This window comes from Bacillus sp. FSL K6-3312, from assembly GCF_038007485.1.
GTDB lineage: Bacteria > Bacillota > Bacilli > Bacillales > Bacillaceae > Bacillus > Bacillus pumilus.
In genome coordinates this window covers 2,053,669-2,069,912 of sequence record NZ_JBBOXI010000001.1, presented here as the reverse complement: position 1 = coordinate 2,069,912, position 16,244 = coordinate 2,053,669, and the positions used below count along the sequence as shown (strand labels likewise).

25 protein-coding genes are annotated in these 16,244 nt (G+C 39.5%); 17 read left to right on the top strand and 8 right to left on the bottom strand.

All coding sequences use genetic code 11. The features are described 5' to 3' along the window. Positions 1–42: 42 nt before the first annotated feature. Entirely contained in the window at positions 43–891 is an 849-nt protein-coding gene (locus MHI11_RS10820; protein ID WP_044141412.1) for an STAS domain-containing protein, read from the top strand. A gap of 33 nt (positions 892–924) precedes the next feature. On the opposite strand, the gene MHI11_RS10815 is transcribed toward MHI11_RS10820, so the two are convergent. Continuing rightward, positions 925–1,467, bottom strand: a complete 543-nt coding sequence (locus tag MHI11_RS10815; RefSeq protein ID WP_044141411.1) for an IseA DL-endopeptidase inhibitor family protein — start codon at positions 1,465–1,467, stop codon at positions 925–927. 294 nt (positions 1,468–1,761) lie between these two features. Between MHI11_RS10815 and MHI11_RS10810 the strand changes: the two genes are divergently transcribed. Beyond that, positions 1,762–2,196, top strand: coding sequence for a hypothetical protein (locus MHI11_RS10810; RefSeq protein ID WP_044141410.1), 435 nt, complete (start codon positions 1,762–1,764; stop codon positions 2,194–2,196). Positions 2,197–2,241: 45 nt separating this feature from the next. Here MHI11_RS10810 and lexA read toward each other — a convergent pair whose 3' ends face one another. Further along, on the bottom strand, positions 2,242–2,862 hold the full coding sequence (gene lexA / locus MHI11_RS10805; protein ID WP_003212311.1) for a transcriptional repressor LexA: 621 nt from the start codon (positions 2,860–2,862) through the stop codon (positions 2,242–2,244). 159 nt (positions 2,863–3,021) lie between these two features. Between lexA and yneA the strand changes: the two genes are divergently transcribed. From yneA to MHI11_RS10775, 6 genes are all read left to right on the top strand, one after another. Beyond that, a complete protein-coding gene (gene yneA / locus MHI11_RS10800; protein WP_044141409.1) occupies positions 3,022–3,333 on the top strand; it encodes a cell division suppressor protein YneA in 312 nt (103 codons plus the stop codon). A gap of 17 nt (positions 3,334–3,350) precedes the next feature. Further along, positions 3,351–3,998: a YneB family resolvase-like protein gene (locus tag MHI11_RS10795; RefSeq protein WP_003211322.1), complete on the top strand. Its 648-nt coding sequence runs from the start codon at positions 3,351–3,353 to the stop codon at positions 3,996–3,998. A 69-nt stretch (positions 3,999–4,067) separates the two neighbouring features. Then, positions 4,068–4,298, top strand: a complete 231-nt coding sequence (locus MHI11_RS10790; protein ID WP_003211509.1) for a DUF896 domain-containing protein — start codon at positions 4,068–4,070, stop codon at positions 4,296–4,298. 187 nt (positions 4,299–4,485) lie between these two features. Continuing rightward, positions 4,486–6,489, top strand: a complete 2,004-nt coding sequence (gene tkt, locus MHI11_RS10785; RefSeq protein WP_106065350.1) for a transketolase — start codon at positions 4,486–4,488, stop codon at positions 6,487–6,489. 197 nt (positions 6,490–6,686) lie between these two features. Beyond that, positions 6,687–7,133 carry a sporulation inhibitor of replication protein SirA gene (sirA, locus tag MHI11_RS10780; RefSeq protein WP_003212113.1) on the top strand — a complete coding sequence of 149 codons (447 nt, stop codon included), beginning with the start codon at positions 6,687–6,689 and terminating at the stop codon, positions 7,131–7,133. 84 nt (positions 7,134–7,217) lie between these two features. After that, the gene (locus MHI11_RS10775) at positions 7,218–7,436 is read left to right on the top strand and encodes a YneF family protein (RefSeq protein WP_003212379.1); all 219 of its coding nucleotides are present in this window, start codon (positions 7,218–7,220) and stop codon (positions 7,434–7,436) included. Between the two features lie 262 nt (positions 7,437–7,698). On the opposite strand, the gene MHI11_RS10770 is transcribed toward MHI11_RS10775, so the two are convergent. Then, positions 7,699–7,872, bottom strand: coding sequence for an aspartyl-phosphate phosphatase Spo0E family protein (locus MHI11_RS10770; protein WP_371475009.1), 174 nt, complete (start codon positions 7,870–7,872; stop codon positions 7,699–7,701). A 208-nt stretch (positions 7,873–8,080) separates the two neighbouring features. On the opposite strand from MHI11_RS10770, the gene MHI11_RS10765 reads away from it, so the two are divergent. Then, a complete protein-coding gene (locus MHI11_RS10765) occupies positions 8,081–8,788 on the top strand; it encodes a cytochrome c biogenesis CcdA family protein (protein WP_340961057.1) in 708 nt (235 codons plus the stop codon). A gap of 94 nt (positions 8,789–8,882) precedes the next feature. Further along, positions 8,883–9,365, top strand: coding sequence for a CcdC family protein (locus MHI11_RS10760; RefSeq protein WP_044141406.1), 483 nt, complete (start codon positions 8,883–8,885; stop codon positions 9,363–9,365). A gap of 20 nt (positions 9,366–9,385) precedes the next feature. On the opposite strand, the gene MHI11_RS10755 is transcribed toward MHI11_RS10760, so the two are convergent. From MHI11_RS10755 to sspO, 4 genes are all read right to left on the bottom strand, one after another. Continuing rightward, on the bottom strand, positions 9,386–9,814 hold the full coding sequence (locus tag MHI11_RS10755; protein ID WP_044141405.1) for a DUF2621 domain-containing protein: 429 nt from the start codon (positions 9,812–9,814) through the stop codon (positions 9,386–9,388). Between the two features lie 259 nt (positions 9,815–10,073). Beyond that, positions 10,074–10,475 carry an Hsp20/alpha crystallin family protein gene (locus MHI11_RS10750; protein WP_044141404.1) on the bottom strand — a complete coding sequence of 134 codons (402 nt, stop codon included), beginning with the start codon at positions 10,473–10,475 and terminating at the stop codon, positions 10,074–10,076. Between the two features lie 102 nt (positions 10,476–10,577). Continuing rightward, positions 10,578–10,724: a small acid-soluble spore protein P gene (locus tag MHI11_RS10745; RefSeq protein WP_044141403.1), complete on the bottom strand. Its 147-nt coding sequence runs from the start codon at positions 10,722–10,724 to the stop codon at positions 10,578–10,580. 16 nt (positions 10,725–10,740) lie between these two features. Next, a complete protein-coding gene (gene sspO / locus MHI11_RS10740) occupies positions 10,741–10,887 on the bottom strand; it encodes a small acid-soluble spore protein O (protein WP_034660777.1) in 147 nt (48 codons plus the stop codon). Between the two features lie 220 nt (positions 10,888–11,107). Here sspO and acnA point away from each other — a divergent pair, with 220 nt between their 5' ends. From acnA to MHI11_RS10705, 7 genes are all read left to right on the top strand, one after another. Beyond that, positions 11,108–13,837, top strand: a complete 2,730-nt coding sequence (gene acnA / locus MHI11_RS10735) for an aconitate hydratase AcnA (protein WP_340961056.1) — start codon at positions 11,108–11,110, stop codon at positions 13,835–13,837. A 72-nt stretch (positions 13,838–13,909) separates the two neighbouring features. Then, on the top strand, positions 13,910–14,413 hold the full coding sequence (locus MHI11_RS10730; protein WP_340961055.1) for a TlpA family protein disulfide reductase: 504 nt from the start codon (positions 13,910–13,912) through the stop codon (positions 14,411–14,413). Positions 14,414–14,484: 71 nt separating this feature from the next. Next, on the top strand, positions 14,485–14,610 hold the full coding sequence (locus MHI11_RS10725) for an FbpB family small basic protein (protein WP_003211002.1): 126 nt from the start codon (positions 14,485–14,487) through the stop codon (positions 14,608–14,610). A 51-nt stretch (positions 14,611–14,661) separates the two neighbouring features. Continuing rightward, complete coding sequence (locus MHI11_RS10720) at positions 14,662–14,805, top strand: acid-soluble spore protein N (RefSeq protein ID WP_008357830.1); 144 nt, start codon at positions 14,662–14,664, stop codon at positions 14,803–14,805. A 13-nt stretch (positions 14,806–14,818) separates the two neighbouring features. Beyond that, positions 14,819–15,061: a small acid-soluble spore protein Tlp gene (gene tlp / locus MHI11_RS10715; RefSeq protein WP_340961054.1), complete on the top strand. Its 243-nt coding sequence runs from the start codon at positions 14,819–14,821 to the stop codon at positions 15,059–15,061. Positions 15,062–15,164: 103 nt separating this feature from the next. Further along, on the top strand, positions 15,165–15,587 hold the full coding sequence (locus tag MHI11_RS10710; protein WP_003211985.1) for an acyl-CoA thioesterase: 423 nt from the start codon (positions 15,165–15,167) through the stop codon (positions 15,585–15,587). A 3-nt stretch (positions 15,588–15,590) separates the two neighbouring features. Then, positions 15,591–15,902 (top strand): hypothetical protein, encoded by a 312-nt coding sequence (locus MHI11_RS10705; RefSeq protein ID WP_044141400.1) that lies wholly within the window; start codon positions 15,591–15,593, stop codon positions 15,900–15,902. Between the two features lie 39 nt (positions 15,903–15,941). Here the strand turns inward: MHI11_RS10705 and MHI11_RS10700 are convergent, their stop codons facing one another. Next, complete coding sequence (locus tag MHI11_RS10700; RefSeq protein WP_003210876.1) at positions 15,942–16,229, bottom strand: HesB/YadR/YfhF family protein; 288 nt, start codon at positions 16,227–16,229, stop codon at positions 15,942–15,944. Positions 16,230–16,244: the final 15 nt, after the last annotated feature.

Below are 16,244 nucleotides of genomic sequence, written 5' to 3'. Positions count from 1 at the left end.
TACAAAGACAGACAAGAAGAAAATGTGAAGGGACATATGCTTATGGATAAGAACCGTGCATTATACGATTATTTCATGCAACATGCAGAGAAACTGACTGAAACTTGGTATGATTCAATTGAAGATGATGATCCAGAATCAATATATCGTTCAACAGATTCCAGCATCATATCAGAGCTAAAACGGCAAAATCAGGATTATTACCAGCATTTTATACGTGCTCTTATTGAAGACAAGACGTATTTACATACTGAGTTTAAAAAGTGGTCTGAAGACTTAGCCAGTGACCCAAAGCATTTAAACACACCATTAGATTACGTTGTGAGAGAATACATGTCCAATCAAAGAGTAGTCCTTCATTACTTAAAAGAATTTATTAAGCAGCGTCAAGATGAAATTGATATTGACCGCATCTTTTATTGGTATGATTTAATTTCAGAGGCGTTTAATATTTCAATTCATATGTTCATCCAACAATATGTGAAAAATACAACGAGGAAGCTCGTGGCACAAAGAGACATGATTTACGAGCTGAGCTCACCTGTCATTGTTTTAAAAAGTCATATTGCGTTATTGCCGTTAGTAGGTGATATTGATACAGCGAGAGCGAAGATTATTTTAGAAAATACGTTGAAACAGTGCTCACAAAAAGGTGTACAGCATTTATGTATTGATTTATCGGGCGTTGTCATTATTGATACAATGGTGGCTCATCAAATCTTTGATCTTGTCACATCACTTCGGTTAATTGGAGTAGAGACGACCATTTCAGGGATCAGACCAGAAATTGCCCAAACCGCTGTGCAGCTCGGGCTTCCTTTTAATGAATTTCGCACGGCATCATCACTTGCTCACGCCCTAGACCGCATGACTGAATTTACTTCAATATAAAAACCAGGCCGATTGAATGGCCTGGTTTTTTATTTAGATAACAGCGTCAATTTTTGTGATTTTCCAATCTTTTTGTCCTTTTTCGAACGTAACCGTTCTTTGTACTTTGCGTCCATCAAGTGTTGGGACAGTGAATTCATAAGTGCGGACTGTTTGTTTTTTAGAGACAAGTTTAGGTGTCGCTTTATCCCAATTAAGCATATTGTCTCCGTCGCCCACTGGAACAGCCATTTTGCCTTTATGAACAATGAACTGGTAGTCTTTTAAACCTTGATTGATGGCTTCTTTTGTGAAAACTTGAGATAGGTAGCTGTTTAGTTTTTTCTTTGTATCAAATGTTTTAGAAAGATAGTTGTAAGTCATGTCTTTATAGCTAAATGATTTTAATTTGTAATCAGAATGTTCATTAATTTTGTAGCCTGACATCGCACTCCAAAAGTGTTCCCGTGCATCAAGGGCAATATGTAACGCTTCTTTATTTGTCAAAGTGGCTGGTTTTTTAGAAGCGGCCAATGTTGTAGATTGTAATGAGATCATAAGCATAATAGCAGTTAATAAAACGAATAATTTTTTCAAGGCGATTGCCTCCTTTTCTCAATGAAAACTTCTTATGTTACAAATGTTACAATAATTACAGCGATATTACAAGTGTTAAATCTAAATGTTTTTTATTTCTTTTCTTTCTATATATATAACGTTTGAGGGTGGCAAAAAGTTTTCATTTTTTTATTTTTTCTTTATATCTACTATTTAACCGTTCTAAAGAAGAACAAAACGTTTTTTGGAAAAGTTTCTGTTTGGACGTTCAACACGCTTTTTCATTTATGACATATACTATCGTGATGAATGTCTAAGAAAGTGGTGTTGAATATGTATTATCCGTATGAAGGTATGTGGAATGGGTACTCATATGATAGGCAGATGCAAGGTTGGCCGTCTCTCCCTTCTCAAGGTGGAGGATTTCCAGGGTTTCCAATCGGAGGAGGAGGCACTGGGCCCGGATCTAGTGGATCAGCCCCGCCAGCCCCACCACAGCATATCATTTCGCAATATCAGCAAGCATTATCACAGCCTCAAAGCATGCAGTCACTTATTTCAGGGCAAACAGGTGGAGGTCAGCAATCGGTTCAATTTGCCGCGGGATGTAATAGAAGGTGGACGATTGTGTTTATGAGAAACGGTCAAGTATTTTTAATGTATGTCCTATCCTCACAGCCTTTCGGGAGAACAACTGGCTTTATTTGGCCGAACTTTACCTTTGGTTCCTTCCCAAGCTCGAGTATTCTTGCCTATTCTTGTTCATAAAAAAAAGCCGGTTCTCATCATTAACTGATGAAATACCGGCTTTTTTTAGTGAATATTTCTAAATACGCCAATCACTTTACCTAGTATACTTACATTCTGTAAAATAATCGGTTCCATAGATGGGTTTTCTGGCTGTAATCTAAAGTGTGTATCTTCTTTATAGAAACGTTTCACTGTCGCTTCATCTTCCTCTGTCATGGCGACGACAATATCTCCATTGTTAGCAGTGCTTTGCTGACGCACAATGACATAGTCCTTGTCCAAAATTCCTGCGTCAATCATACTTTCTCCCATAATTTCAAGCATAAATACTTGTTCATCTGGTGCTGCAAAAGTCTCTGGAAGAGGGAAGTATTCTTCAACATTCTCAACAGCCGTAATAGGCAGGCCTGCTGTTACTTTTCCGATGACAGGTACGTTCATTACAGCACTCTTTGGAATATTCATTTCCTCTTCATCTAATACTTCGATCGCTCTAGGTTTTGTCGGGTCTCTTCTAATTAAGCCCTTCGTTTCTAGTCTAGCTAAATGTCCATGAACCGTTGAACTGGATGCTAGACCGACAGCTTCTCCAATTTCACGAACGGATGGGGGGTAGCCCTTGCTTTTTACTTCTTCTTTGATGAATGTCAGGATATCGAGTTGTCTTTTTGATAGCTTCGTCATCTTTTGCACCTCAAAACGTCAATTTTAAAGAAATTATAGCATGTTTTTCCTAACAGTACAAACATAGGTTCGAAAAAAACGTTTGACAGAAACGTTTGTTCGTATTTATAATAAGTGTCAGAAAGAACGAACACACATTCTATTAGGAGAGATGACATTATGAGGTTAAAAGAATCTATTATTTTTATTGGGGTATTCTCATTCATCGTTGGCATATTTCTCTCACTTATTGCATTCACAAGCCATAATGATCCAAATCAGTATGTTAAAATAGAAGTTCAATCAGGTGATACTCTTTGGGGGTTAGCTGATCAAGTAAACGACAGCAAATCAATCGATAAAAATGCGTTTATTGACTGGGTCACTCAGCACAATGATCTTGCTTCAACAGAAATTCAGCCTGGTGACATCCTTGTCATACCAGTCAAAAAAGAGCATCCAGTCGTATATCAACTTGCAACAGTACAGTAGAAAGGTCGATTGAAGACATGAATGCAATCATCTATGCGAGAGTAAGCACTGTCAAAGAAGAGCAGGAAACCTCGCTGAAGAGACAAGAAGAAGAATTGCTAGCTTTAGCTGCTATGCACAAGATGAATGTGGTTAAAGTCATTAAAGAAAAAGCAAGCGGGTATGATCTAGATCGCGATGGTGTGTTTGATATGCTAGCTACACTAAAAGAAGAGTCAATTGATGCTGTTCTTATCCAGGATGAAACACGTCTCGGAAGAGGACAAGCAAAAATTGCGCTTCTTCATTGTCTTTTTAAAGAGAATGTGAAGGTGTACAGTACGTTTCATAGAGGCGAGCTTGAGCTTTCAGAAGCAGATGAAATGGTGATTGAAATCGTAGGAGTCGTTGAAGAGTATCAACGAAAAATTCATAACCTGAAAATTAAGCGGGGAATGAGAAGAGCTGTTGAACGCGGGTATCAGCCCGAACTGAATTTAAAACAGCAGGATCATGCGCCTGGCCGTGAGCGTATTGAAGTGCCGATTTCAGAAATTGTTCGATTAAGAAAAAATAACATGACCTTCGCAGAAATCGCAGCAACTCTTCAGGCACTAGGTTTTGACATTTCAAAAGCAACGGTCCATAGAAGATATCAAGAATATGAAAAAGGTCTGACCACCTAAAGCTTGATTTGTTGTCAAAATGATTGATATTTAGTAGTATGTAGAGAAAATGTTTTAAAGGAGTTAGTCATGATTTCTAAAAATCAGCTTGCAAGAATCAATGAGCTTTCAAAAAAGTCAAAAGAGACCGGTTTGTCAGACGCTGAAAAAACAGAACAAAAGCAATTAAGAGAAGAGTATTTAAAAGCTTTTCGTTCTTCTATGAAAAATACACTTAAAACCGTGAAAATCGTTGACCCTGAAGGAAACGATGTCACACCAGAAAAATTAAAAAGAGAAAGAGATCAAAACCTTCATTAAGCTTATGATTTCTTGAATTTTGAAAAGATGGGAAGAATATTCTCATCTTTTTTCATATTTGCATAACTTTTTAGGTGATCGATAAACTAAATGTGACAAAATCCTTCTTTTTCAGCGTGAAATAGTTGTGAAAAAAGGACAGTAGATTTATGATAATGGTGTACACAAGATACGGAAGGGGATTTATATGGAAACGATTGAATTGAAATCTATTGCAACAATACGTACTCTCTCCATAGACGCAATTGAAAAAGCGAATTCCGGTCACCCTGGAATGCCGATGGGTGCTGCACCAATGGCATACGCTTTATGGACGAATCACTTAAACGTAAGTCCGCAAAACCCAAATTGGTTTAACAGAGACCGTTTTGTATTATCTGCGGGACATGGTTCTATGCTTCTATATAGCATGCTTCATTTAAGCGGATACAACCTGAGCATCGATGATCTAAAACAATTCCGCCAATGGGGTAGCAAAACACCTGGACATCCTGAATTTGGACATACAGAGGGTGTAGATGCTACAACAGGTCCTTTAGGGCAGGGGATTGCCATGGCAGTTGGTATGGCACTTGCAGAAAGACATCTTGCGGAAACGTATAACAAAGACAACTTTAATGTTGTAGATCACTATACATACAGCATTTGCGGAGATGGAGACTTAATGGAGGGAATTTCCTCTGAAGCTGCTTCCCTTGCTGGTCATTTAGGCTTAGGCCGTTTAATTGTTCTTTATGATTCAAATGATATTTCTTTAGATGGCGACCTAGATCGTTCATTCTCTGAAAATGTGAAGAATCGTTTTGAAGCGATGAACTGGGAAGTTCTTTATGTGAAAGACGGCAATAACATTGATGAAGTGACGGCTGCTATCGAAAAGGCAAAACAAAGCACAGACAGACCTACACTGATTGAAGTGAAAACAACAATCGGTTTCGGATCGCCAAACCGTGCAGGAACGTCTGGTGTGCATGGTGCACCACTTGGCAGCGATGAAGCCAAGCTGACGAAGGAAGCTTACTCTTGGACGTTTGAAGAAGATTTCCATGTACCTTCTGAAGTGTACGATCATTTCAAAGAAGCTGTAAAAGACGCTGGTCAGAAAAAAGAAGCAGCTTGGAATGAACGATTTGCGCAATATGAAAAAGAATACCCTGAGCTTGCAGCTCAATTGCAGCTTGCGATTGAAGGAAAGCTTCCTGAGAATTGGGATCAAGAGGTTCCTGTTTATGAAGCAGGTTCAAGTCTTGCCTCCCGCGCTTCTTCAGGCGAAGTATTAAATGGCATTGCGAAGCAAGTACCTTTCTTCATTGGCGGGTCTGCTGACCTTGCAGGTTCAAACAAAACAACGATTAAAAACACAGACGATTTTGGTAAAGATCATTATGCCGGCAAGAACATTTGGTTCGGCGTCAGAGAATTTGCAATGGGTGCCGCGTTAAACGGTATGGCGCTTCACGGCGGCCTTCGTGTATTCGGCGGAACGTTCTTTGTTTTCTCAGATTACTTAAGACCAGCGATTCGTCTTGCTGCCTTAATGGGACTTCCAGTCACTTATGTCTTTACTCATGACAGTATCGCTGTTGGTGAAGATGGTCCGACGCATGAGCCGGTTGAACAGCTTGCTTCATTACGTGCGATGCCGAACCTTTCTGTCATTCGCCCTGCGGATGGAAACGAAACAGCTGCAGCGTGGAAACTTGCTGTATCTTCAACGGATAAACCGACAGCACTAGTTCTGACTCGTCAAAACCTTCCAACGATTGACCAAGCACCTGAGAAGGCATATGAGGGAGTAGAAAAGGGTGGATACGTCGTCGTTGAAGCTGCTGATGCACAGCCAGAAGCACTTCTACTCGCATCTGGATCTGAAGTCGGTTTAGCGATTGAAGCGCAAAAAGCACTTGAGAAAGAAGGGATTCGCGCGTCTGTTGTCAGTCTTCCTGCATGGGATCGTTTCGATCAGCAGTCAGACGAATACAAAGAATCAGTCCTTCCTACAGCAGTGCGGGCTCGTATTGCGATTGAAATGGGGGCTTCACTTGGCTGGGAGCGTTACACTGGTCTTGATGGTGATGTAATTGCCATTGATAAATTTGGCGCTTCTGCACCTGGTGAAACCATTATTGAGAAATACGGCTTTACGGTCAGCAATGTCGTCAGCCGCGTGAAAGCGAAGCTGAACAAATAACCAGTCTCCAAGCATCATGCTTTTTTTCATCTGTTTGCAGAGCATTTTCATCCGCTCTGCAAACTTTTTTCTTTTTTCTCGTTTTTTTGACAAAACTAGTTTCTTCTTGCTTCATATATAGACAATTCTTTCTTTCACATTTTTGTATAATACAAGCAATATACGAGATTGACGAAATGTGAAAGGAAGGGATAGACATGGAACGCCATTATTATATTTATTGGATTGAGGATGAATTTGCGCATCATTATTTTGGCAGAGAATCAATTTTGTTTCATTTGTTTGAGTCGTTACACTGGACGAACCGCACGGAAGATGAATTGGTGATGCTTGTGAAACAAGTGGATTACGTGACGAAACGAATCCCTGCTTTTCATATGCATCAGCGATTAATGAACAACTTAACGAACGTTCACTATACACAAATTGGCTCGATATACAGCGCTTCCTTACCTGATGGAAAAGGAACGGCTGCATTTATCATAAAAGATCGTTATATCCAAATGTCTGCTACCGGCAGTTATGAAGCAGAAGCAGTGTTTTTTGAAGTGCTGAGAAAAATTAGTCCTTGCTTCCTTGCAATGGACTTCGGTTCAAAGAAGCACGGGTGGCTCAATCCGGTAAAAGTGAGGAATTTTGTTTAAAAAAATAAAATTGAACGTGAAATGTTGTATAATAGCCTTTTGTTTAGTACACTTTATACGAGACAACATGAAGGAGGAAGAATTATGGATTTATGGGTTGTCATCCTTGTAGGCGTTGTTGCACTGCTTGCAGGAGTTGCACTCGGATTCTTTATTGCTCGTAAGTATATGATGAGCTACTTGAAAAAGAATCCACCAATTAATGAACAAATGCTTCGAATGATGATGATGCAAATGGGCATGAAACCGTCCCAGAAGAAAATCAATCAAATGATGAAAGCCATGAACAACCAAGCGAAATAATACGTACGATATTATGATCATAGATGGAACATGGTTATAAAGAGTGGACAAGCGTTGTCCTTTCTTTATGAATTCACCTTCATCAGACGCTTTAAAACCACTGTACTTGCCTAAATGAAGCAGGGAAGGTGGTTTTTATTTTGGCTTCAGCTTCCTGCTAAAAAACAAAAACCCCTGTTATCAGAGGTTTTTGTTTCGTTTATGGTCACACATATCAACTGTTCTAAAAATCGTGCAGCATGATAAATATCATGAGATATGATTAGTTGGCTGAGTTTGAGTGTAAGTGTCGTTGATATTGTAAGAGGAGATGATCTAGCTGCTGGCTATGTTCAATGGTTACTGTTGATGTCATCCCATTGTGCATCACAACTTTCATCAGCTCTTCTCTTTTTTCTTCGATTTGAGTTAATAATGATGTTTTTACCAAAGTCATGTTCCTTTCATGCAAATCTTGATAAAAAGAATCGATTCTATTATATCCATTTTCAGGTTTATTTTCAAATTTAAAGGATTCGTTATCTCGATGTCAAATTAAATTATATAAGGTTTTAAGAGAATAGACCATCTTTATTGAGAGGATGTAAAAAAAATGAAATGATTTTGTCATCTCTTATTGTATATTGTAAGAAGGGGGTGTTCTTTTGACAGATTTGAATTACTTTTTAGCTTTCGGAGCAGGAATCCTTTCTTTTATCTCACCGTGCTGTCTGCCGCTTTATCCAGCGTTTTTATCTTATATTACGGGCGTTAGTATGGATGAAGTGAAATCTGAGAAGGTGATGCTGAGAAGAAGAAGTCTGCTTCATACCTTATTCTTTTTAATTGGTTTCTCTATTATCTTTATTGCGATAGGCTTTGGGACATCGTTTGTTGGGAAGTTTTTTGATGATTACCATCAAGCGATTCGCCAGGTTGGAGCTATCCTCATTATTTTCTTTGGTTTTATGACTCTTGGTGTATTTCAGCCTTCTTTCCTCATGGGCGAAAAGAGAATGCAGTTTAAAAATCGTCCTGCTGGTTTTTTTGGATCGATTCTCATTGGAATGGGCTTTGCCGCTGGTTGGACACCTTGTACAGGACCTATTTTATCTGCCGTTATCGCACTTGCTAGTAACAATCCAGAGTCGGCTGTGCCTTATATGATTGCGTATGTATTTGGATTTGGCGTTCCATTTTTTGTTCTCTCCTTTTTCATTACGAAAATGGCGTGGATCAGAAAGCGTCAGCAGCTTATCATGAAAATTGGCGGGATCATTATGATTGTGGTAGGGCTATTGCTGTTCTTTGATCTTCTCACATGGATTATCATCATGTTCTCATCATTGTTTGGCGGATTTACAGGCTTTTGAAATCGTTTTCTACAGTCGCGGCGAATGGTTTTTTTTCGTCAATTGGAGTATATTATACATAGGCTGACCTTAAAGAATAAAGGAATGATTTGATATGATGGTCTTAATCTCTTCTATAATTGCAATATGTATGGCGGTAGCCGTCATGTTTATTCGCATTAAGTCATCTGCGAAACCGGCAACCGCAAAAAAAATTATATTACCTCCTATTTTTATGAGCACTGGTGCACTGATGTTTTTTGTTCCAATGTTTCAGGTAACTGGAGCTGAATTTCTTGAAGCGATCACAGTGGGGATGTTTTTCTCCATCTTTTTAATCAAAACATCAAAGTTTGAAATTAGAGGGAACGAGATTTACTTAAAGCGGTCAAAAGCATTTGTGTTTATTCTCATTGGACTTCTTGTTCTTCGTATCGGGATGAAGACGATCCTGAGTTCTTCTATTGATTATGGCTCTCTAAGCGGAATGTTTTGGATACTTGCTTTTGGCATGATTGTACCTTGGCGCGTTGCTATGTATTTGTCGTTTAGAAAGATATCTAAGCAATTAGATCCGCAACAGGTTCAAATGAATTAAACCTCCTTTTTATAAGGAGGTTATTTTAATAATGCTTCATATGGCGTATGATCGATGTTTTTTTCTTGAAGGCGCTTCAATAAAAACTTATGATCACGCTTTGGTGTAGCGATAATATAGCCGCGAATGATTAAGTCTAAATTAATGCTGGCAGCTTGTTCTTTTAAAGCCAGCTCGCCAATTTTTCCTGCAATTTTTTCTTTGGCGACATCTCTAAACAGCTCTGGAACAGGTAATACAAGTTCATTTAAAAGCTGTTTGTCTTCTTCCCGCCATAGGTGGAGGCTCTTTTGAATATATTCATCCTGCCAATCAAGCTCTGATTTCCCATCTTCCTTCGGCAATCGTTTTAAAAATTTGCGAAACATAAAAAAGCCACCGATTGCGAGTAATCCGATCATCACCGTGCCCCAAAATAAAATGAACCACAAAAACCAGCCGCTTAACATGTTCTCACCCCTTATACCTCTCGTCTCTCATCTTATTTTACATGAAGACATGATAGAAGAAAATAACAAAAATGTATGTCTCTCATCTCTATGAACGCCTTTTTTCATTCATAACTGCCCATTTACTAGAAAGACCCAAACCATCTAGTAAAAAAAGAATACCTTATCATATAGCGACTCTACTATTTGGCCATGGTGGTTCGCAAAAGGTATTGACTTGACATGAACGGAAGAGAGCCCACCAAATGAAGGTGGGCTCTTAATGTTTGAAGTGCGGGATTTGAAAGGAAAAAGCCCCGCTTGAATGGTCAGAACTTTTTTTAATTCTTATCGAAATGATTCGGTTTTCGTATTCTGTTTCAATCTCTTTGTCGTTCAAGTAAAAAGGGAGCATGACACTTTTTTCAATTGGCTGTTCGCCTTTATCATTTGGCTTTTGTACTGTGTAAGCGAGAGTGAGCTCATGCCCAGCGAAGGTCAGCTTTACATCAGCGATCGACAGGGTGGAGACATCAATCTCAATAATATAATCACGGCTTGTTTCATAAAGGTCAATTGGGAGGTGTTCATCATACCAGGCAAATGGATCATCCATTAAAACATTAAGCCAATCATCTATTTCTAGAAAACCAGAGGAATTCGATTGCTTTTCATTCTCCATAAACACTCCTCCATCACATCTCATAATAAATGATATGTTGAGAACTGAAATGTGTGAAAGACCTAAAACATCCCGCTTTGCCACGGGATGAGAGGAGAATGTTTACATATCGTGATGAGAATTGTGCTTTTGTCTTGTGTGGTTGCGGTTTTTCACTTTTTTACTGCCTGATAATGGCTCAGGCTGTCCGCCTTGATGCTCCTTAGGCGAGTTTTGACGGATGTCTTTCCCTGAGTTTTTATTCGTCATGATGCTTGCTCCTTTCTTATTGGTTTTTTTTACGTTTTTTATTGTTTTGTCTTTGTTCTTCTGTTAAAACGAGTTGGTCATCTTCAATGTAGCCTGCACCATTCCCTTGGCTTTTGGCTGCGTTCATGCCGTCAATCACATGATTTGCTTTACGTTTTGTCATGTTCTATCACCTCAATTGTAGTATGAACCTGCCCTGCTTGGATTATGAAGAGTAATCATTTCCTAGTGATAAGATAAACTTATTGAATTTAATAAAAGCATTGTTATTTACTTATGTATGAATTTGTTTTAAGATGAAATTGTGAGAAAATTGTGGTGAAATACGACGATTTTTCTGAGAATTGAAATTGATCTTGATCATCAAAAGGGGGATTTTGGATATGTCGAAACAGCAGCAAGTCGCTAAACAAGACGCTTTTCAATCTAGAAAAACGTTTTCGACAAATGGGAAAACGTATCACTATTATTCGTTAGAAGCACTAGAGAAACAAGGAATCGGAAATGTTTCTAAGCTGCCTTATTCCATTAAGGTACTTTTAGAATCAGTGCTTCGCCAAGTAGACGGTAGAGTGATCAAAAAGGAACACGTTGAAAACTTGGCAAAATGGGGAACTGCCGAGGTCAAAGAAATTGATGTTCCATTTAAACCTTCTCGTGTTATTTTACAAGACTTCACGGGTGTACCAGCCGTCGTTGACCTTGCTTCTTTAAGAAAAGCAATGGCAGATGTAGGCGGGGATCCGGATAAAATCAACCCTGAAATTCCAGTTGACCTTGTCATTGACCACTCAGTACAAGTTGATAAAGCTGGAACTGAAGATGCATTAAACATTAACATGGATTTAGAATTCGAACGTAACGCAGAGCGTTATAACTTCCTTAGCTGGGCAAAGAAAGCGTTTAATAACTATCAAGCTGTTCCGCCTGCAACAGGAATTGTTCACCAAGTAAACTTAGAGTATCTTGCAAGTGTTGTTCATGCGATTGAAGAAGATGGCGAGATCATCACTTACCCAGATACATTGGTTGGTACTGACTCTCATACAACCATGATCAACGGGATCGGCGTACTTGGATGGGGCGTTGGCGGTATTGAAGCGGAAGCTGGTATGCTCGGTCAGCCTTCATACTTCCCAGTACCAGAAGTCATTGGTGCTAAATTAGTTGGAGAGCTTCCAAACGGAACGACTGCAACTGACCTTGCATTAAAAGTGACACAAGTTCTGCGTGAAAAAGGCGTAGTGAACAAATTCGTTGAATTCTTCGGACCTGGAGTTGCACAGCTGCCGTTAGCAGATCGTGCAACGATTGCGAACATGGCGCCTGAATACGGGGCTACTTGCGGATTCTTCCCAGTAGATGAGGAAGCTCTTGCTTACCTTCGCCTTACTGGACGTGATGAAGAGCAAATTAATATCGTTGAAGAATATTCTCGCGCAAATGGCTTATTCTATACGCCAGATGTAGAGGACCCAATTTTTACGGATGTTGTGGAAATTGATCTTTCTAAAATTGAATCAAACTTATCTGGTCCAAAGCGTCCACAAGATTTGATTCCACTTTCAGATATGAAAGAGACGTTCCATCAGCACATTGAAAGCCCAGCTGGTAACCAAGGGTTTGGATTAGAAAAAGCAGAGCTGGATAAACAAATTGAATTTGATCTAGCAAATGGTGAAAAAGCTGTGATGAAGACAGGTGCGATTGCGATTGCAGCGATTACGAGCTGTACGAATACATCGAACCCATATGTCTTAATTGGAGCAGGTCTTGTTGCGAAGAAAGCAAGTGAGCTTGGTATGAAGGTGCCAAACTACGTGAAAACGTCACTAGCGCCAGGTTCTAAGGTTGTTACAGGATACCTCGTGAACTCAGGACTTCTTCCATACTTAAGAGACCTTGGATTTAACATTGTTGGGTATGGCTGTACAACATGTATCGGTAACTCAGGACCGCTTGCGCAAGAAATTGAGGATGCTGTCTCTGAAAATGATCTGCTGATCACTTCTGTTTTATCAGGTAACCGTAACTTTGAAGGACGTATCCATCCGCTTGTGAAAGGAAACTACCTTGCATCTCCACCATTAGTTGTGGCGTATGCACTTGCTGGTACGGTGAATATTGATTTAACAAAAGACCCTATCGGTGTGGATAAAAACGGTGAGAACGTTTATTTCAATGACATTTGGCCATCAATGGACGAAATCAACAGCGTCGTGAAAAGAACAGTGACACCTGAACTCTTCCGCTCAGAGTATGAAACAGTATTTGACAGCAATGACCGCTGGAATGAAATTAAAACGACGGACGATGCATTGTACAAATGGGATGAAAATTCCACATACATTGATAACCCACCATTCTTTGAAAACCTATCAGTTGAACCTGGTAAAGTTGAACCGCTTAAAGGCTTGCGCGTAGTGGCGAAGTTCGGTGATTCTGTCACAACGGACCATATTTCACCTGCTGGAGCGATTGGTAAGGACACACCTGCGGGTAAATACTTGCAAGAAAGAGGCGTATCGCCTAGAGACTTTAACTCATACGGATCTCGCCGTGGTAACCACCATGTCATGATGAGAGGAACTTTTGCAAACATCCGTATTAAGAACCAAATCGCACCAGGAACAGAAGGCGGATATACAACGTACTGGCCAACTGGTGAAGTAACATCCATTTATGATGCATGCATGCGTTATAAAGAAGATGGAACAGGTCTTGCGATCTTAGCAGGTAAAGACTACGGTATGGGTTCTTCACGTGACTGGGCTGCAAAAGGAACAAACCTTCTTGGAATTAAATTCGTTCTAGCTGAAAGCTTTGAGCGTATCCACAGAAGTAACCTTGTCTTCATGGGTGTACTTCCGTTACAGTTTAAAGACGGAGAAAGTGCAGAAACTTATGGACTAACAGGAACAGAAACATTTGAAGTTGAAGTTGATGAAACAGTTCGTCCACGTGATCTTGTCACTGTGAAAGCAATTGATACAGATGGCAATGAGAAAACATTTGAAGTGGTTGTTCGCTTTGACAGTGAAGTCGAAATTGACTACTATCGTCATGGTGGTATCCTTCAAATGGTACTTCGTGAAAAATTGGCAAGCAACTAATACTCATACAGCAAAGAAGAGAAGGCGCCTAGACAGCTTTCTCTTCTTTTTTAAAATAGTGGAGGATCAATCATGTGGAAAAAAGGAATGGCAAGCGCTGTTTTACTTGTGTTGATTGGTTTACTTGTGTGGAATTTACTTGAACCAAAAGAGCCCGCAATCGGTCTTGAAAAAGGGGATCAGGCCCCTGATTTTGAGCTTAAGACCCTAGACGGTCAAACGGCCTCGTTATCTGATTACCAAGGCAAAAAGGTGCTCGTCAATTTTTGGGCGACATGGTGTAAGCCATGTAGGACAGAAATGCCAGATCTAGCTGCGATTAGAAGTGAATATGATCAGGTCGAAGTACTTGCTGTGAATTTGACGACCACAGAAAAAAGTGTAGATCATGTTGCAGCATTTGCAGATGAATTAAAGCTGAGCTTTCCTATTTTATTGGATCAAAAAGGCATTCAAGCACGATATCAGGTGCTTTCATACCCCACGACATACATATTAGATGAAAAAGGACGCATTATGTCTGTGAAGCATCAAATGCTGACAAAAAAAGAAATTGAGCAAGAGCTGGATCTATAATGATTCAGCTTTTTTGCTTATTTTCTAAATGTTTTGGCGAAAATGAAATACAAACACTGGAGGTGAGTACAATGAGAAGAAGAAAACGACGTACATTTGAAGAGCTTGTACTTGAAAATAAAAAAGAATTATTAAGCAATGAGGAATTTTTAAACCAACTTGAAGAAAAGTTGGAAGAGCGATTTAGACAGAAATAAGTTATGAATTATCCTTTTTCGTTCATCCTAAAAAAGAGGGAGGGATGAATGATGGGTAGAGAGCATGATAAACAAGCGCAGTTTACACCAGACCATTTAGGGACAAAACCTGTAGCATACAAACGCAATAAAGGTAAAAAGATGCATAATAAATCAAATGAACAGCCTGATGTGATCCAGACGAAGGGCGAATAAGGAGGGTATTAAGATGAATGAAAAGTCATATCAATCCAATCCAGATGATCGTTCTGATAATGTTGAAAAGCTACAAGATATGATCGAAAACACCCTTGACAATATCGATGAATCTGAAGCAGCGATGGCCCTTTCGACAGATCAAGAAAAACAGATGATCAAGCAAAAAAATGAAAATCGAAAAATGAGCATTGATGCCATGCATTCTGAGATTAAGGACGAAGAAGCAGCAAGAAAAAATGGCTATACTGAATAAACCAGGGATCCCTGGTTTATTTTATTGCCTCCTTTTAGAAGAACCATTTCGATTGTGGTAAAATGGCAGAGATCTTAGGTTTTGATAGGAGAGCGATGAAAACGTGTATGTATCTAAAAAAGAAATAGAAGTCCGTTATGCAGAAACAGACCAAATGGGCATTGTGTATCATGCCAATTATTTAATCTGGATGGAAGTCGGCAGAACTGCACTGATTAAAGAATTAGGATTTTCCTATGCACAGCTAGAAGCAGACGGTGCTCTTGCACCCGTTATAGATTTGCAGGTGAAATATAAAAAACCACTCTTGTACGGTGAAACAGCGACAGTTCATACTTGGATTGAAGAATACAATGGACTCAAAACGGTGTATGGCTACGAAATTCAAAAGCCTGATGGACAAACAGCGATTACAGGGACAACCTCGCATATTTGTGTAGACAAAGACACATTTAGACCGATTCAATTTAGAAAAGCATTTCCTGCCTGGCACAAAGTATATGAACAGTCGAAGAAGCAGGTTTAACTCATGGCGTTTGGTCTTAAAAGAAGCGATCTAAATGGGTGGAAAACAGCTGTTCAGCAGGGAAAAATGGCCTTTTTAACCCATTATTGGCTTGATGACCGTTTCCCGCATGCCAATACCGTCACTAAAGCAGCCTGTCAGGATATGAAGCAGTTAATTGAGTGGGGAGAAAAGCATGGACTCAAAAAAGAATGGATTCATGACCGCGCAGGGTTTCCTCACTTTGACTTGATCGGTGAAACGCAAAAAAGAATCCTGCAAAAGGAGCGGTCTTTAGGAAACATTCAGGAATATGGGCTATATATTGAAGGATAAAACAAAAAAGATACCCGAGGGAGGAGGTATCTTTTTTGTTTATTCATAATGAAATTCTGGTTCTTTTACAGACTCGTTATAATCAATATGCAGATCATGGTTGTCAAAATACCAAATATCACTTTCTTCCACGAAGAAAGTAATACCTTCTATTTCAGCGGTTGCGCCGGCATTTTGAGGTTCATCTTTTGCGACGCCGAGAGAAAAGCCTTTTTGTACATTACTGCACCCGCCATATCTCACAAAAAAGCGAACTTGATCACCTTTTTCTAAATCTAATTCATCCTTGTACCAATTGAGTGCATCTTCTTTAATCGTTAATTTCAATGTGATCGCCCCTTT